This window comes from Aliinostoc sp. HNIBRCY26 (assembly GCF_050235535.1).
Classification (GTDB): Bacteria; Cyanobacteriota; Cyanobacteriia; order Cyanobacteriales; family Nostocaceae; genus Trichormus.
This window is the reverse complement of the sequence record NZ_CP189852.1, coordinates 6,008,243-6,027,086: the sequence shown is the minus strand read 5'-3', so window position 1 is coordinate 6,027,086 and position 18,844 is coordinate 6,008,243. Positions and strand designations below refer to the sequence as shown.

Genomic DNA, 18,844 nt, shown 5'->3' with positions numbered 1-18,844 from the left:
AGACTATTGTTCCGTAGGTTTTCCGGGTGGAAATACGCAATATATGTACTGATGATACTGAAATAAGATACATGAAAAATTAATATCAAAAATATACAGATATCCTTTAGGCAGTAAATAGGGCAATTTATCGATAACAGGATTTGCGTAAAAATAACGTAAATACTTCTTGTTTGCTACTCCACCTTATATAAGACGTAATATTTAAGTATAAACTCTTACGCTAATCCTACAGTATCACCATCATAGGTTTCGGCTTTATATTCTGATGTGTCAGATATTTCGGTAAATGCCGAGATAACTTTTGGGTTGTTGTTAGGAAAAATAACCCACGCTATTGTAGAAATCCCTAACAGACTAACTGATGTAAATTCCGTGATCCACAAGTATCTGTCAATCACCTGCATATATTACCTAGTAATCTCTGATAAATAAAAGGAATGAATTTGTCTGCAAGATAACTACATACAGAGACTATAATTTGATGGATGAAAACACTTACTAAAACTCGTATTTTCCTCTTTGTCCTTCCCTGTTATCTGTTCAGTTTTACCTACCTAAGTAAAATCATTGCAATTTTCAAATTGGATTCTTATATCATCATCGATAGTATTCGTGTATCTGATACTTAGAAAATATGCACACTGGCAATAATATCAAGTTAGCATTGCCGTTTGTAGTTAAAAATGCCAAGATTGTTGTTAATTTTCATAGCCAGTAAATTCAGGGAATTTAACCATATGGTAACATCCTCCCCAAGACCACTAGCTCAAAATCAAAAAATCAAACAATTATTGTTGAGAATCTCCCAGCGAATCTTTGCCCCGATATGTGGTATTACCATTATTTTAATATTGTGGCACTTAATGAGCCTTACTCCTGATACGTCTTTACCTTCTCCTTTTGAAGTTGTTAGCAATACATGGGAGTTAATTATTAATCCTTTTTTTAATAAAGGAGGCTTAAACAAAGGTTTATTTTGGTTGATTTTAGCTAGTCTTAAACGTGTGATTTTTGGCTATTTGATAGCTGTATTAATTGGGATTCCCATTGGCTTTTTGATTAGCCTCAATAAATTTTTAAGAGATGCGATAGACCCCATAATTCAAATTTTGCGTCCTGTTGCACCCTTGGCGTGGCTACCACTAGCGCAGGCAATATTCCTCAAACCTAATCCATCAGCGATTTTCGTAATTACTATTACTGCCATCTGGCCCATTATTATTAATACCGCCTTGGGAGTCAAGATGGTTCCTAAAGATTATACTAACGTTTCCAAAATCTTAGAACTCTCATTCTTTGAGAATTTTTACAAAGTTTTAATTCCAGCAACACTACCATATATTTTTACAGGGTTGAGAATAGCGATTGGTCTTTCGTGGTTAGCTGTAGTTGCAGCCGAAATGCTCCTTTCTGATGATGGACTAGGATTTTTCATTGTGAATGCTTACAACAATTCAAATATCAGTGAAATTATATTAGCAATTATATATTTAGGTTTTGTAGGTTTAATTTTAGACAAAATTATGTCTTACATTGCTTTCAAGGTTACGCCACAGGAATAGTCAATAGTCAATAGTCAATAGTCAATAGTCATTAGTCATTAGTCATTAGTCATCAGTCATTAGTTTCTTCTCCCCTGTTACCTTATCTCCCCAATCCCCAGTCCCCAATCCCCAGTCCCCAATCCCCAGTCCCCAATCCCCAGTCCCCAATCCCCAGTCCCCAATACTAGGAGAATATCCATGCAGAATTTTGTTGCTATTCACGGTGTCAATAAAGAATATCCTGCAAGCAATGGTGAAAAACATATTATTCTCAAAGATATTTATTTAGAGATTCAGCAAGGAGATTTTATTTCTCTGATTGGTCATTCTGGTTGTGGTAAGTCTACTTTACTAAATATCATTGCAGGGATGGAAAAGGCTTCTAGTGGTTATGTGGAAGTAGATGGTACACGGGTAAAAAAACCAGGTGCGGAACGTATGATGGTGTTTCAAAACTATTCGCTGTTACCTTGGTTAAGTGCTTGGGATAATGTGGCTTTAGCGGTGGATAAAGTGTTATCTCATAAGCCAAAAGTGGAACGCGATCGCATTGTTTCTACTCACTTAGAAATGGTAGGTTTGAAAGATGCAGCGCGGAAAAAACCAGGACAACTTTCTGGGGGAATGAAGCAAAGAGTCGCCCTCGCCCGTGCTTTAGCTATTAAACCTAAACTATTGCTGTTAGATGAACCTTTTGGGGCTTTAGATGCACTCACCCGCAAATCTTTACAAGCAGAATTGATGCAGATTTGCAATCAGGCTCATATCACAACCATTATGGTGACTCATGATGTGGATGAAGCACTGTTGCTTTCTGATCGTGTGGTGATGTTAACTAATGGCCCTGCTGCTCATATTGGTCAAATTGTCGATATCCCCTTTGGTCGTTCTCGCGTTCCTTCGGAGATTATCGATCATCCCCTGTATCATGAACTGCGCCACGAATTGCTGAATTTCTTACATCATCAGCAGCAAGTTCAATATCAAGAAGTTGAAAAAATACCCAGTTTGAAATCTGTGGCTTGAAGCAGACTAAAAAAGGCAAAAGGCAAAAGGTAAAAGGCAAAAGGCAAAAGGTAAAAAGTAACAATAAATTCTTTACCTTTATTTTCTAGTAACTATATTTTAATTAATTGTTGATGTATGACGAAATTTACTAGAAGGAATTTTATAGCAGCCAGTAGTGCAGCGTTTTTATCTACAACTTTGACGCATCGCTCTACTGCTGTTCCATCTCCTACAAGTTTATATGCTGCTAATGGTGATACACCAGAAGTCAAAGGCGCGAAACTGGGCTTCGTCCCTGTAACTAGTTGTTGTCCATTGATTGTGGCTAAAGCGAAGGGCTTTTTTGCTAAACATGGAATGCCTAATGTAGAGGTTTTAAGACAACCATCTTGGGCAATTATCCGCGACAAACTAATGTTAGGTTCAGGTAATGAAGGATTAGATGGGGCGCATTTGCTGTTTCCAATGGTGCATTTAATGGCTACTGGAGAAATTAGCTATGGACGCAAAATTCCAATGTACATTTTGGCGCGGATGAATGTTAACGGGCAGGGTATTTCTGTTACTAATGCTTATAAAGATTTAAAACTTGGGCTAGATAGTTCTCCCCTCAAATCGATATTTGCTAAAAAAAGTTTGAGTGGGGAAAATGTGCGTTGTGCAGTACCTTACCGCCGGGTAACTGGTGACTTTTTTATGCGCTGGTGGTTAGCACATGGGGGAATTGATCCCGATAGAGATGTATCGTTGATTGTAGTTCCACCGCCGCAGATGGTAGCTAATATGCGGGGTGGTTCAATGGAAGCTTTTTGTGTGGTAGATCCTTGGCATCATCGTTTAATTAAACAAGGCATTGGTTATTCTACCGTTACTAGTGGCGAGTTATGGAATAATCATCCAGAAAAAGCTTTTGGTGTGCGCGCAGAATTTGTAGATAAATATCCTAAAGCTGCAAAAGCTTTATTAGCGGCGGTTTTAGAGGCGCAGATGTGGTGCGATCGCCCCGAAAATAAGCCAGAACTATTTGAGATTTTATCACAACGCCAATGGATAGGTATCCGCAGCGAATTTTTACGCGATCGCCTCATGGGTAAGTTCGACTACGGCACAGGCCGTATAGTCGAAAATAGCCCCCATATGATTAAATTCTGGCGAGAAAATGCCTCCTATCCCTATAAAAGTCATGATTTGTGGTTCTTTATCGAAGATATGCGCTGGGGTAATCGTCCCCAGGATTTTGACCCCCAACCCGTGATCAATGCAGTCAATCGGGAAGATTTATGGCGAGAAGCTGCTACACTCATCGGACAAGCAAAAGCTATCCCCCCCAGTACCTCACGGGGTGTGGAAAAATTCTTTAACGGCTTAGAATTTGATCCTCAAAATCCCCAAGCCTACCTCAATGCTCCTAAAATCCAGTAGTTTGAGGTAAAGTATCGTTTTTGGCATTTTCCTAGTCTACAGTAGCTAAATACACCAATATCCGCTATATTCCCCTTGGTAGCTATTGGTGAGGATGTTTATGGGAAGAAGGGGAAAAAATCTCAGCCTGATTGCTGGTTGCTTGAGTGCGCTGACTCTGAGCCAATTTTTTGGGTTAAACACCTCTGCACAGGCAGCTGATACAGTGGTGGTGCGTTATGGTTTATTTGCAGAATCTGTTTCCCTAGCGGATTTGCAAACAGCCGCTACAACTGGGGAATTTCCTCGCAGTCTAGACTGGTTAACCAAACGATTATCACAAGAGCAACGTCGTTCTCTGTTGGGGACGCTGAAAATGAGAGTACCTCTGAATGTGGTGACTCTCAGTAGATTACTGAATACCCAAATTGGTACAACTATTCTCAATGACATCTCTACAGCCTTAGCGCGCAAAGATAAAGCAGGTGCAAATGCTTTGAGAGCAGCTTTAGTTCTCGGTGCAAATTCTCCCCAAGGTCTATCTGTATTGAGTTTTATTGCTGCTTATCCAAGTCAACGTTTGGAAATTAATTTACCCCAAGCTGTGACTGTCATGGGCAGTTTGAATAATGATTTTTGGCGTACTCAACAATTAATGCTTTCCCTGTCTCCCCAACTTGCGCCTCAAGCTTCCCAGATTAATTTACCCTTTGATCCCAGCCTCCCAGGTAAGGCGAATGTACAGGTTGAGAACTGGAATTTAAATGATCAAAAACGCGATCGCAAAATCCCTGTCGATATTTACTGGTCAACTGCTGCGGAGTCCAATAAACCACTAATTGTATTTACTCATGGTTTGGGGTCAGTTCGCACAGAGTTACGTTACTTAGCAGAACATCTTGCCTCTCACGGTTATATAGTTGCAGCTATAGAACATCCTGGTAGTAATCAGAATCATGTTGATTTAGCTTTTAAAGGTAAAACCAGAATTGTTGAACCCCAAGAATTTTTAGATCGTCCCCAAGATATTAGTTTTGTTTTAGATGAGTTCACCAAGTACAATCAAACCGCAAAAACTCCTCTAGCTGGCAGAATAGCCACCGATAATGTCATGGTTGTAGGTTATTCTTTTGGTGGCGCGACAGCTTTAGCACTAGCGGGTGGTGAATTTCAAATAGCCGGACTCAAACAAACTTGTCGGAATCAATTAGCAAGTTTGAGTGTTGGGACAACTATCCAATGTATTGCCCAAGAACTACCAGAAAACAGCTATCAACTGCGGGATAATCGAGTTAAACAAGTTATGGCGTTGAGTCCCACAACTTCACGAATTTTCGGTGAAACGGGTTTAACTAAAGTCCAAGTCCCGACATTAATTTTGGCGAGTTCCGCAGATAAAAGCACACCAGCTTTAACAGAACAAGTTATAGGATTTAGTAAGATTTCTGCTCCTAAATGGTTAGCAGGTGTGATTGGTGGAACTCATTTAAGTGTCAAAGACCCCAGCACCACTTTAGACCAAGCAGATCAACCCAATACGGCTTTAAGCGGTGGCGAAATTGTCGGTGAACAAGCTGCTGATGTGCGAAAATTTGTCAAAGCGATCGCGCTAGCAATGGCAGCACAACTCACCCCAGAAGCTGATACTTATCAGGTTTTCCTGACTCCAGATTATGCTCAAGCTGCTTCTACCCCAGTCTTTCCTTTTCGCATAGTCCGAGATATTCCTCCAGGATTAATTTCAATGGAGAAATGAAAGTTCATAGATCAATACGGTTCAGTTAAGGTGGTGAGAGTTGATTTCTCAATTTTTGCTCTGCCTATTAGACAATGAGCAAGATTTGGGGGATTCTCCCCCAAGCCCCCGATTGGGGGACGGTTGCGTCCCCCAAACCCCCTCCAAAATCATTTTTTCGTTTTTTGTTAAGTGATCATTTGCTGGTTTTGTTGAAATTTATTTTTCTTATCTGAACCGTATTGGTTCATAGATGGGGGAAAATCTGATGGCGTTTTCCCCTACTTAAATAACAGCTAATTTTTATACTTATATATACTTTCCTTAAAGGTGAAAATATAATCCCAAAGAGACTAATTTATAAGACTTAGACCTATACAAGCACCACCCATAACACCAAACTTTCGTAGAAAGATATAGTAAAAATAATACATATAATAAAAAATTATATTAAACATTTACTTTTTTGTGTCAACAATAGTTGACCAAATCGTTACAAATTTGTTACATTTATTTATATAAGGCAATAAGCTGATCTAACCAACCAAACACTAAGCCTCACTGAATCGCTCATCATGGTTAAACAGTGAGAGACAAAAGCCTGAGTAGAAAGGGTTATCAACTCAGTCTTCATCACTACTAGTAACGTTTTTTGTTTAGTTAGCTCATAAAAGCTGAATTCGGTATCGGTATCTTCCATTGACATTTGGACTTCTCCTAATCACCTCGGTAAAATTACCGGGGTTTTTTATTAATTTCATATAGCAGGATGTTTTGATAACTCATGTTGCAATAGGTTTTTACCTTTCTTTTTCGCCACGTACATTAAAGTATCAGCTTGCTCTAGAATCTCGTTCACCGATTGCGGCGGATGATAAAAAGTAATCGCACCGATGCTGACAGTGACTGATAGTCCTTCCTGCTGCATAGACATGACAAGCATTGTTTTTAACCTATGCAACACTACTTCTGATGCTTCATAACCAGTGCGTGGTAATAAAATCGCAAATTCATCGCCGCCAATTCTCGCAATCACATCACTTTTACGCAAAGTCACTGTAGCTTGATTGGCTACTAATTGTAATAAGCGATCGCCAGCCGTATGTCCATACTGATCATTGATTTTTTTAAAGTCATCTATATCAAAATAAGCCAACGTTAGAGGTTCTTGATATCGCACAGATTTCACAATCTCATTATTAACTATTTCCATAAAAAATCTGCGGTTATTCAATCCAGTCAAATTGTCTTTTTGTGCTAATTCTTCCAAAGATTTCAAATTATTTTTAAACTCCAATAATAGAAAATTAGTAAATAAGAAAAACACCAGCATTGTCAGAGCATTCCAATAATAGTTATCAGGATTTAAATGGTATTTATTCTTCATTTGGCTGAGGATGAGATTAATTAGGTCACTAGCCAATATCATGAACAAGCTTATGTATTTATCAGTACACCATGTAGAAATCCCAACAGGTATTAAATATAAAAACGACACAGAAATTTCTGTAGATACCAAGTAGTCAATTACACTTATAACTACCAGCATCAACATACTGATGAGAATCGAGGTAAATTTAGGTTGATTTTCTAGCTGTTTTAGTAAATACATATTTCCCTAGCTTAATAGCCGTTTTAGCTACTATTTATACTTTGTTCAAGTCGTTGTTAAGTAATAAATTTACGGCTATCGGTAAAATTTTAAATCAGAGTCATCGCAAAATCTCTTATACAAATAAAACTTTGTCAGTAAATTAAGTAAATACATACTTTTAATTTCTTTATTTGGAGAAATTAGTGCATCCTAATTAGCGGAAGAGACTGATAAAACTTGATGTTTCTGATGTCTCCCAGAAAATTAGGCATTGAGTTTTACAAAACAACTAGCTCAAAAAATTACTGACAACCCAGTATTTTCCAGTAAATTCAAGGTTAGGAAATGATGGCTTGTTAAAAACCATACATTAAACTTGTGTATTTCCTCTTTAGTAGAATATTTTTTCTGTTTCTTACCCAAAGTTTTAAAGCCTTAATGAAGATTCAGCTTGACGCAAATGATCAGTGATAAGTTATGAAGATTAATAGAGAAATCTACCAATAGTAATTTTTGGTAGAAATAAATTCAAGACCTATGATTGTATCGGTCTGATATTTGATATTTGCACAACGTTATTTCCAGTTTTTAGTTCCCTGTTTAGGTGCGTAATTTTAGTAATCATATCGGATGATTATCTTAGTACCGCTTAACTTTTAAATGCGGCAAATCTTTAAATTTTAGAAATATAAATTTTACAATAATTCCTTCGCTACATCTGGAAATGATAATTCTCTTCTTGTAGTATTTATATAGATGTATTGTAAGTAACTGGATCAATCAAATAATCATACTTTTAGGAAAAGCAATGAATATCTCAATCTTGCTCATTATTGTCCTCTTGTTTTAAGTTTGTCCTGATCAGTGCAAAATAATAGTGAAGCCATTATTTATCACTCTGTTAATACGCAAGTCCTAGAAGCGTTGCACAAAAGTTAAGAGTTTTATACATAAATATATGCAAACAGAGCCAGTAGCACTGATTTTAATTGTGGATGATGATCTAGAAAATTTAGGAGTTCTGTCCACTTTATTAACAGACTCAGGATTTCGAGTTGCAACAGCTAATAGTGGACAAGATGCTTGGCAAAAACTAGGTCAAATTACGCCTGACTTAATTTTGACAGCAGGGATGATGTCTGGAATGGATGGCTTTGAACTTTGTCGTCGCATTAAAACTCAGCCAGTATTGGATAAAATTCCAGTTATATTAATGATTGCTAGAAACGAAAATCAAAATAGACTAGCACAAGTAAATTTAGAATCAGTTGACTATATTACCAAACCATTTTTACCAATAGAAGTTTTAATTCGTATCCGCTTGAACCTGCGACTGCTAAATTTAACTCGTTCTCTCCATGAAAGTAATACCCAACTACAACAAGAAATTATTGCTCGTCAAATGGTAGAAGCCAAGTTATATCAACTTAATCAAGATTTAGAGCAGAAGGTAATTGAGAGGACTCAAGGACTGACATTGGTACTCAATGAAATACAACTAAGAGAAGAAAAACTTACCTATGAAGCTTTTCATGATTCATTAACAGGCTTATTTAATCGTGCTTGGTTAATGCAGTATTTATCAGAAATATTTGCAAAACAGCAGCCACAAATAGGACAAGCAATTTTATTCTTAGACCTAGACCATTTCAAGAGTGTCAATGACCATCTAGGACATATAGTAGGTGATAAATTACTGCAACAAGTTGCTAAAAGATTGAAGAACTGTATTGCAGTCTCACATAAAATTGTGCGATTGAGTGGTGATGAGTTTTTAATTTTCCTGAACAACCAAGATGGAATTCACTCTGTAGAAACAATTGCTAGTGCGATCCTCCAAGAATTACACACACCTTTTGAGATTGACAAGTATCAAATTTCTATCGGTGCAAGTATTGGTATTTTACCTTCTACACTAAATTATCAGCAGCCAACAGATATCCTCAGAGATGCTGATGCTGCAATGTATCAAGCTAAACGTGCTGGTAAAGGTTGCTACATAGTCTTTACCAATGAAATGCAGTTACAAACCTTAAAGCGGATTCAACTAGAAAGTGAACTCCGTCAAAGTATAGAAAAAAGCGAGTTTTGCCTTTACTATCAACCTATATTGTGTTTATCTTCTCAAAAAATAGTTGGTTTAGAAGCATTAATTCAATGGCAACACCCACAAAGAGGACTAATTTCACCAGATAAATTTATTACAATTGCCGAAGAAAGTGGGATAGTCCCTTCTCTAGATTTACTAGCATTGAAGTTAGCTTGTCAACAACTACACCAGTGGCAAAAAAAATTTAAATGTGCTGAATCCTTAGTAATTCATATTAATATAGCTGCCGCACAATTACAGCACTTAGATTTAGTAGAAAAAATTCAACAAATTCTAGGAGAATATCATATATCTCCTTCGGCCATTAGATTGGAAGTAACAGAAAATGCTCTGATCAAAGGTTCCCACACTGTTACTCAAGTTATGGACAAAATTCATAATCTAGGGGTCAAACTCTGCATAGATGACTTTGGCACTGGATATTCTTGTTTTAGCCAATTGTATACATTTCCTGTTGATACTCTCAAAATAGATCGTTCATTTACCAAAAATGTCAATGTTAGTGTAGAGTCTGCGGCACTCGTCCAGACTCTAATTAATTTTGCTAATTCTTTAGGGATTACCGTAGTAGCTGAAGGAATTGAAACTCAAATCCAATTAGAAGATTTACAGAAATTTGGTTGTGAATTTGGCCAGGGTTACTTATTCTCCCATCCTGTGCCGATCGCAGAAATCACAAATTTTCTACAATTACAAGATGGGTGATTTCTGAGATTGATCAATTAAACAGTAGTCAAGTGATTGACATTGGTTATTTCTGCATTTATGAGTCGCTCAACAGTCGCTAGCAATTCATGTTCTAAATATGGTTTAGTTAAGTAACCTTGCGCGCCTAATTCTTGAGCTAGTTGTCGATGTTTCTCTGCACTACGAGAGGTCAGAATAGCTACTGGTAGCTTGGCAAATTTTGGCTGATTACGGATATGGGTTAGCAACTCAAAGCCATTCATTCGCGGCATTTCTAAGTCTGAAATTACAACTTGGATTTGGGGATATTTTTGTAATTGATCTAAAGCTTCTATACCATGTTGAGCTTGTATGACTTGATAACCAGATTTTTGCAGTGTTAAGGAAACAGTTTGCCGTAGACTAATAGCATCATCGACTACTAGAATTAGTCCTTGTGATTTTTTCTGTGCTTCCACATATTGACTAGGTGGCTCTTCTTGATTATTTTTAGGTTGAGAAGCAGTTAATAATGGCGTTGATTTCAGGCTAGAGTCTGATGATGGCAAAGATATATGATTAGGAGTATTACTTGCTGGTAATGTCCCTACGTCCAATGTAGCCTGCATCTCAACAGACTGTAATAATAAAGCACCATCAATCACTAAGATGAGATTTCCATTAGCCAAACTAGTGCAACCATAAATATATTTTGGTGGTGCGATCGCATTTCCTAAAGGTCTAATTACCAGTTCTTGTTCACCGATAATTTGGTCAACTTCTAAGGCAAACATTCCATGATGATGTTTAAGTAATAACACAGGATTATTCATAACTTCTGTGTTATCTTCAGCTAATAAATGCTGAATACTAACATTCTGATTTAAGGAACTATTGTAGGACATTAAATCTGATAATTGATAAAGACTCAGAAGAGTTTCATCATCCTCGGAATGCCAATGTAATACTCTTTTATCTTCAAACTCTTGAATTTGTTGTTGTGAAGGAATCACAATTTTCTCGATACTGTCTAATAGTAAGGCGTAAACAATACCACCAGACTGCACTAACATTAATTGGTCAGTAGTCATAGAAAAAGGAATTTTTAAAATGAACGTTGTCCCCTGATTTGGTTGAGATTGTACTGCAATAGATGCGTTCAAGTTTTGTAGTTGAGAACGCACAATATCTAATCCCATTCCTCGTCCAGAAATTTCACTTACCTGATCAGCAGTGGAAAATCCAGGTGTAAACATGACATCTAACAAATCAGACTCATCCCATTGAGCATTTTGTGGACGCAGATTAAGTGCGTCAGCTTTTTTCCGAATTTTCTCTAAATTTAATCCCTGTCCATCATCGCGGACTTCAATCACTGTTTGACTACCTTGATGGTAGGCGCGAATTTCAATGATACCTAGTTCTGGTTTCCCTTTGGCTTGACGAACCTGTGGCGACTCGATACCGTGATCAAAAGCATTACGCACTAATTGTAGTATGGGGTCATAGATTTTTTCTGCGATCGCCTTATCTATGAGTAATCCTGTACCAGTTAATCGCAATTCCACCTGTTTTTGATAGACATTACCCAGTTGCTTCACCATCTGAGGAAAGCGATTCAAGATATTACCAAAAGGTAACATTCTGGCGGTAACTAAATTATCTAGCAAATTTAAAGCTAAACTGTGTTTTTTATCACTAATTTGGCTGGCTTGTTTTAATAGTAAGTCTATTGATTCTGTCGTTTCTTGCAATTGCAGTGTTTCTTCTAACGCCTCATGCAAATTTAGATGAAATTCCGTATAAACATCCATTTCTAAGGAATCAAACTTCACAGATGCAAAGTTTTGTGTGTTATGGGATAAAAAACTCTGCATCTGTAAAGGTAAATCACGTAACTGGTTTAGTGTTTCTTGGTGTCTACTTAATTGTTGAGATAATCTATCTAGAATGTCTTGCAGTTGGTCATCACTTAAGGTGCGCCGTTTTTGATAAACTAATATTTCTCCAGCCAAATAGTTAATGCGTTGTAATCCTTCGACTCCCACGCGCACAAAAGAATTAGATTGGTTCTTTTTATTATGAGTAATCTGAGATTTTTCTGATGGTGATTCATTGACAGCATCAATTACTCGTTCTGTAATCTCTGTATTGACTTCTTGAATATTAGCTAAGGCTTGATTAATATTTTGTGTTGCTGATGGTGCTTCTTCTTGTTCATCTGCCGGTTCTAGTTTGCTTTCCCCTCCCCAGATTGACTCTAATAGATTAGAGTCTACATTAGTAGTTATTTTTGATATTTCTTTAACAATTAGTAATTCCTGTAGCTTGGAACTATCAGACCAGTTTTTTGCTTGGGAATTGACAGGGGAATGTTTTTTATATTCTGCGGCTAATATACTAATTTTATTTTGGAGAGCTTTAATAAATGCCAACCGATTCTCAGATTTTTGTTGAAAATATTGAAATTTAGCTACAGCCATAATAATAATTAAAATGATGCCTTGACGATATAGACAAAGGCTATTACTATCATGATCTTCACGAATAAAATCTAAGAATTTATTTAACCAGCTTTCCACATAATTGAGATAGGTTTCATCTTCTTGATTGGAAATTAACATATCCAGATACATTTCTGAAACTGGTATGTCCCTTTCATGATTGAACCAACCAAATATATAATGTAAAACCTTTAAATAAAATTTAGCAGTTGCAGGTTGAACACAATTATTTGGTTGATTATTGCCTGTAACTAGAAATTGATAAAATTCCTGATCTAAACTCAAAAATTGGAGGTTGAGAGTTTCTGTCGCTGGGGATGTCAGCTTAATTAAATCATAAGAAGGATTACCACCGCGAGAGCGATCGCCTGCTAAAACATCTTTTTGTGCTTGCTGTAAATCAGCTAAAGCAATCTTGGCAATTTGATTGGCTTGTTGAGGATTAGCTTGTAATGCTTGCAAAATCGCTTGAGCAATTTCTCCAAACCCTGGTAAGTTTAAAGATTCCCCTAATCCCAGAAAAACTTCAGCTTCACCATTTAAAAAGTCTCTTAATTCTAGACTATCTGCAATATTGCTAATGGCATTACTAATTTTTTCTAAACGCTGTTTGACTCCGCTTTCAAATATAGATTTAACAATATCAAATCCTAATTCTTGAGAGGTGGGAATATGAGTATTCTCGCCAAATTTATCTCCTAGTTTGCTCTGAATTTGGGCAAATATATCAGTGGCTCTTTGTAAAATGTCTTGTTCATTAATTACATGACCGTTAATTTCTGAGCTTAAGGCTAAATTTAAACATTCATAAGCTTGATACAAAAGGGTATTTAAATCAAAATCTATGATAATATCTGGATTATATAAAGATTTAAATACATCTTCTAGATAATGGGCAATTTTATTAATTAATCCTAAGCCAACAGTAGCTGCTCCTCCTTTAATTGTGTGAGTAGCTCGCATTAAGCTATGCACTTTAGTGGTACTGTGACTTTCTGATAAATTTAACAGTTCTTGTTCAATGGTTTGTAATAACTCAGGGGCTTCTGCAAGAAAATAAATATACCCCTGTTCACGAATTTCGGCATCTGTAATCATAACTTTAAGGGTGTAATAGTTTAGGGTGTAAGGGGTGGAAGATTTGAAGTCAAGCATTAAGAGGAGTGATCAATCTCCTCTTAATGGTCTATCCTTCTTGCCTCTTGACCTTGTAATTTTAGATTCGTGATTTTAAAGTTATATTTCTATTTCCCCATCTCAAATCTAAAATTATTTAGCCTCCTGCTACATTTAACTAACTTTGAACTTACTAGCAGTTGTTAATAAATCTTGTGCCATGTTAGATAAATCTTGGAAAACAGCTGCTATTTCTTGGGATTCACCAAAGGTTTGGTTAGCAATTTCTGCAACATCTTTCATGGAGTTAGTTACAGATACTGACTGCCCCATTTGCTTTTGAGTCGCATCAGTAATTTGGTTAATGAGTTGACTAATTTCCGCAGTCGCTGCCACGATCGCATTTAAGTTTTGCCGAGTTTCATTGACGAAATTTGTACCTTCTACCACCTGCTGGATTCCAGTTTCCATTGCTACTGCAACTTCCCCCGTTTCCTCTTGAATCTCTTGGACTAACTTTTCAATTTCAATAGTGGCGGCGGCAGATTGGCGAGATAAAGAACGAACTTCATCCGCCACCACCGCAAAGCCTTTACCATACTCTCCAGCGCGTGTAGCTTCAATGGCGGCGTTCAAAGCTAGTACGTTGGTTTGAGTAGCAAAGTTACTAATCAAATTCACTACCTTGGAAATTTTCTGTGAAGACTCACCCAGACGTTTAATCTTCTTGCTAGTTTTAGCTACGGTTTCGCGAATCGCTTGAATTGCTTGTACAGTTTGATTCATCGCCGCATCGCCAGCCTCAACAGTTTGGTTGGCTTGTGTGACTGCTACTTGCACCAATTCTGCACTACCTACCACAGCTTGGGTAGCATTCAGCATCTGTTGAATTTCACTCAACGCCAGATTGATTTCGTCAGATTGTTGTTGAGCTAAATTATTCAGTCCTGCAAGGGAAGCATTACTGGTACTGGAAGTTTGGGCAACTTTTTGAGCAGATGTTTGTACTTGCAATACGATTTGCCGTAGTGCTTGCAGAGTATTGTTATAAGCATCGGCAATTGTCCCCAGTTCATCTTCCGTAATCGGCGCGCGTACTGTTAAATCACCGTTGAGAGCTGGTCTGACGGCCGTTAGTAGTTGAATGGAACGTTGTTGCAGTAATTCTTTAGCCGCTTTATCTCGTGCTGCTGCTTCTGCTAGTTGCGCTGATTGAGTCTGGAGTTTTTGCAAATATTCGGTTTGTTGTAAAGCTAATCCTAATTGGTCGCCAATTCTCGCTAATAAACCCACTTCCGATTCTTCCCACTCGCGTGTACCGGAATTCTGATAGGCGGCAAATAATCCCCACAATTTGTCCCCAAAGAAAATCGGTACTATCACATAGGCTCTAGCTTCAAACTGCTCTAAAATCTCTAGATGGCAGGTAGCATGGCCTGTTTGATAAATATCATTCACCACGAAGCTTTCACCCTTGACATAGCGACCCCCTTGCGTTTCTTGAAGGAAGGTATCTTCCCAAACGGTTTTGATATCAGGTCCGACTAATTTCACCCAATTATGACCAACAGACTCAGCCACAAATAACCCACTCCAGTCAGGATTAAAGCGAAAAACAACTACGCGATCGCATTTCAATAATTGCCTGACATCTTGGGTACTAATTTTGAAAATTTCTTCTAACTCTAAAGCTTGTCGGATACGGTTGACTATCTTAGTAAAGGCTTTTTCCTGTTCTGTAATCTGAGTTAATTTTTCAGTTTTCAGTCTCACTTCTTCTAGATAATCTAACTGTGATTTCGCTAGACTAAATTGTGAGGCAATTTGATTTAAGAAACCGGCTTCCCAATCTTGCCATTCGCGAGGCCCAGAATTTTGGTAAACCGCCAATAAACCCCACAGTCGGTCACTAAAGAAAATCGGGACTATAATGTAAGCTTTCGCATCAAATGTTTCTAAGATTTCTATATGGCAAGGTTGAAAACCTGCATGATAGATATCATTGACAACAGAATATTCACCCCGGATAAACTTACCGCCTTGCTGCTCTTGGAGAAATGTATCGTTAAGAACAGTTTTCACCTCTGAGGTAACTAACTTTGTCCAACCCTGGCTCACTGATTCAGCGATAAATTTGCCACCCCAACAATCAGTATCAAAATGATAAACCGCCGCGCGATCGCACTTGAGAAATTGGCGAATTTCTTGAGTCGTAGTTCTGAAAATACTTTCTACATCTTTGGCTTGACGGATGCGGTTAACGATTTTGGTGAAGGCTTTTTCTTTTTCTGCAACTTGAGCCAGCTGCTCAGATTTGAACTGTAACTGTTGTAAATACTCTAATTGTGATTTTGCAATACTAAATTGTGAAGAAATCTGATTGAGAAATGCGATTTCCCACTCTTGCCATTCACGGGGGCCAGAGTTTTGATAAATTGCCAGTAAACCCCATAATTCCTCTTGTAACATAATTGGAACTATGACATAAGCTCTAGCTTCTAATGAACCCAAAAGTTCTAGATGACAAGGATTAAACCCTGCGGTGTAAATATCATTAACGATGCAGTTTCTACCAGTAAAATAATCGCAGGCATTGGTATCTGTGAGAAAAGTATCGCTAATTTCAGTACCAATGAATGGTGTCCAACCGTGACCAACTGACTCAGCGACAAATTTCCCGCCAATTTCGGGAAGAAACTTATAAACACCCATGCGATCGCATTTGAGAAATTGCCGTACTTCTTGGGTAGTAGTTCTAAAAATACTTTCTACATCTTGAGCTTGGCGAATGCGATTCACTATCTTGGTAAAAGCTTTTTCTTTTTCCGCAATTTGCACTAGTTGCTCAGATTGCATCTGCATTTGTTCTAGAGATTCTGCATAAGCAATAGAAACGCCTAGTTGCAAACCAATCTGACTCAAAAATCTGACTTCCCAATCTTGCCAATTACGGGGGCCAGTATTTTGATAAACTGCCAATAAACCCCATAATTTTTCCCCTGTAAACACAGGAATAATTACATAGGCTTTGACTTCAAATTGTTCTAAAACATCTAAATGGCAAGGCGAATGAGTTGATTTGTAAACATCATGAATTATAGAAGGTTCATTATGGCGATAACGTCCACCTTGGGTTTCTTGGAGATAAGTATCTTCCCAAATGGTTTTAATTCCTGGGCCTACTAGTTTTACCCAACCATTACCTACCGACTCAGCTATATATTCCCCACTCCAGTCTGGATGAAATTTATAGAGACTGACGCGATCGCATTTCAATAATTGTCGGACTTCTTGAGTAGCAACTTGAGAAATTTTGTCAATGTTTGACAACCGCAGAATTTTATCGATGACTTTGCTTAATGATCTTTTAGAATGTTCCTGGAGTTGGGATTCTTTATGAACTTCAAATACCTGTACTCGATAGGTTAATTCCGTGGTGACTTGAAATAATAGCGTCGCTTCTACTTCCTGCCACTGTCTAGCATCAGTACAACTATTAACAGCTAGTATGCCCCAGACTTTACCTTCAACAATTATGGGTACACTTAAGCTAGTCTGAATCTGAAATTTATCTAGCAGTTGCTTTTGATAGTGAGTGAGTTGTATTTGATTGCTCTCGTCAATGGCTACTGGTTCTACATATTCGTGATTACTATGTAAACCAAACATAATTCCTGGAAGAACTTCACCCAAAGTAGGTGTCCAGCCCAAAGCCCTAGATTCTGCTAAGACTGTACCAGCATCCACAGAATTGAATTGATAAATAAAGACGCGATCGCATCTTAGCTTCTCCCGAACTTTCTCCACCGTTGCCTTTAAGACTGCATCTAAGTCATTCGCCTGACGCATATTGACGATGATGTCCTGTAACTGTTGTCGCCAATCTCTAAAAGCTTGTGCGATCGCTTCTGATGTTTCTTGATTATAATCACCAATTAAATCAACTTCTTTAACTTTTTCTACTGCTTCTACTTTAGAAATTGAATTCCCATGATCGTGATTTTTTTGATATGTAATTGCCATTGGATCACCCTTGATTGAATTATGACCTAAAGAAATGAGTTAGTTTTGCTGACAGTATTCACCAAGATTTACATTAGTTATGATGAGCATATACTGGAGAATGAATAATAGCCTCAGCATCTAAATTAAAAATCATCTTTTCCTCATCATTAATAAAATATCCCTGCAAAAAAGGGACTATTGATGGAGAAAATAATTCTGCCGATGATTCCTTCATCTGATGAATATTTAAAGACTCAATATCCATCAGTTGTCTAACTAATAAACCTAAATATTTACCATTCTCTTCCAAAACAATTACCATCATTTTAATCAGCACATTTGCTGTCTGTAACAATGGCGGATAACCAAGCATCTCATCTAAATCTACTAACCACAGCATTTCATCACGCCAGTTATAAACACCCAAAATATAACTAGGCATTTGCGGCACAGCACATATCTCACTTAAAGATACTTGCAAAACCTCTGTAATATGATCTAAAGAAATGACTGCTGTATCTCGAATTCCTAAATGAAAGCTTAAAAACTTACCCTGATTTTCCAAATTCATCATCCTTTTAATGCCAACAATACTATTTAACGAGTTTCTTCAATGTTGATACCAACTCTTCTTGGTTAATTGGTTTAGAAAGATAAGCTTCTGCACCTAGCATATTTCCCCAAATCTTATCTACATCACTATTTTTAGTAGAGCAGAAAACTACTGGTATCTTACTAGTATCTGGATTATTTTTTAATTCTCGGCAAATTTCAAATCCACTTTTACCAGGTAAAATCACATCGAGAAAAATTAAATCTGGCTTATTACTGTCTATTTTGCTTTGAGCTTCTTCACTACTCGTAGCACTAATTACAGAACAACCTGCTTGTTGTAAATAACGACTCAGAACTTCCATATCAGTTAAGCCGTCTTCAATCACTAAAACAGTAGTCATAGTAATTCCTTATGTTAAACTTTCACCTAGTAATTTGTAGATTTCTGCCATTGAAGGCATTTAAAAAGAGCTTTTCCATTTTGTTATTATTTTGGTTGGTTAATGCTAAATATGGCTCAGAATAAATACCTATGTTTACTTAGGTTTATAAAAAAATATTGTATGCCTGATGCTATATTTAGCAGTAATTCAAATCAGACTT

The 18,844-nt window shown here is 37.3% G+C and carries 11 protein-coding genes; 5 read left to right on the top strand and 6 right to left on the bottom strand.

Features of this window, described 5'->3' with window-relative positions; translation table 11 throughout:
- Nucleotides 1-218 precede the first annotated feature (218 nt).
- Complete coding sequence (locus tag ACQFX9_RS25465; RefSeq protein ID WP_427159346.1) at nt 219-401, bottom strand: hypothetical protein; 183 nt, start codon at nt 399-401, stop codon at nt 219-221.
- A gap of 339 nt (nt 402-740) precedes the next feature.
- On the opposite strand from ACQFX9_RS25465, the gene ntrB reads away from it, so the two are divergent.
- From ntrB to ACQFX9_RS25445, 4 genes are all read left to right on the top strand, one after another.
- A complete protein-coding gene (gene ntrB / locus ACQFX9_RS25460; protein ID WP_427159345.1) occupies nt 741-1,565 on the top strand; it encodes a nitrate ABC transporter permease in 825 nt (274 codons plus the stop codon).
- A gap of 180 nt (nt 1,566-1,745) precedes the next feature.
- On the top strand, nt 1,746-2,573 hold the full coding sequence (locus ACQFX9_RS25455) for a nitrate ABC transporter ATP-binding protein (RefSeq protein ID WP_427159344.1): 828 nt from the start codon (nt 1,746-1,748) through the stop codon (nt 2,571-2,573).
- A gap of 117 nt (nt 2,574-2,690) precedes the next feature.
- Nucleotides 2,691-3,977, top strand: a complete 1,287-nt coding sequence (locus tag ACQFX9_RS25450; RefSeq protein WP_427159343.1) for a CmpA/NrtA family ABC transporter substrate-binding protein — start codon at nt 2,691-2,693, stop codon at nt 3,975-3,977.
- A 100-nt stretch (nt 3,978-4,077) separates the two neighbouring features.
- Complete coding sequence (locus tag ACQFX9_RS25445) at nt 4,078-5,712, top strand: alpha/beta hydrolase (RefSeq protein WP_427159342.1); 1,635 nt, start codon at nt 4,078-4,080, stop codon at nt 5,710-5,712.
- A 736-nt stretch (nt 5,713-6,448) separates the two neighbouring features.
- Here the strand turns inward: ACQFX9_RS25445 and ACQFX9_RS25440 are convergent.
- Nucleotides 6,449-7,303 (bottom strand): GGDEF domain-containing protein, encoded by an 855-nt coding sequence (locus ACQFX9_RS25440; protein ID WP_427159341.1) that lies wholly within the window; start codon nt 7,301-7,303, stop codon nt 6,449-6,451.
- Between the two features lie 940 nt (nt 7,304-8,243).
- Between ACQFX9_RS25440 and ACQFX9_RS25435 the strand changes: the two genes are divergently transcribed.
- Nucleotides 8,244-10,100, top strand: coding sequence for a GGDEF/EAL domain-containing response regulator (locus ACQFX9_RS25435; protein ID WP_427159340.1), 1,857 nt, complete (start codon nt 8,244-8,246; stop codon nt 10,098-10,100).
- A 17-nt stretch (nt 10,101-10,117) separates the two neighbouring features.
- Here the strand turns inward: ACQFX9_RS25435 and ACQFX9_RS25430 are convergent, their stop codons facing one another.
- From ACQFX9_RS25430 to ACQFX9_RS25415, 4 genes are all read right to left on the bottom strand, one after another.
- The gene (locus ACQFX9_RS25430; protein ID WP_427159339.1) at nt 10,118-13,663 is read right to left on the bottom strand and encodes a response regulator; all 3,546 of its coding nucleotides are present in this window, start codon (nt 13,661-13,663) and stop codon (nt 10,118-10,120) included.
- Between the two features lie 192 nt (nt 13,664-13,855).
- Nucleotides 13,856-17,704, bottom strand: coding sequence for a GAF domain-containing protein (locus ACQFX9_RS25425; protein WP_427159338.1), 3,849 nt, complete (start codon nt 17,702-17,704; stop codon nt 13,856-13,858).
- A gap of 73 nt (nt 17,705-17,777) precedes the next feature.
- The gene (locus ACQFX9_RS25420) at nt 17,778-18,260 is read right to left on the bottom strand and encodes a chemotaxis protein CheW (protein WP_427159337.1); all 483 of its coding nucleotides are present in this window, start codon (nt 18,258-18,260) and stop codon (nt 17,778-17,780) included.
- A gap of 19 nt (nt 18,261-18,279) precedes the next feature.
- The gene (locus ACQFX9_RS25415) at nt 18,280-18,642 is read right to left on the bottom strand and encodes a response regulator transcription factor (RefSeq protein WP_236143226.1); all 363 of its coding nucleotides are present in this window, start codon (nt 18,640-18,642) and stop codon (nt 18,280-18,282) included.
- Nucleotides 18,643-18,844 lie beyond the last annotated feature (202 nt).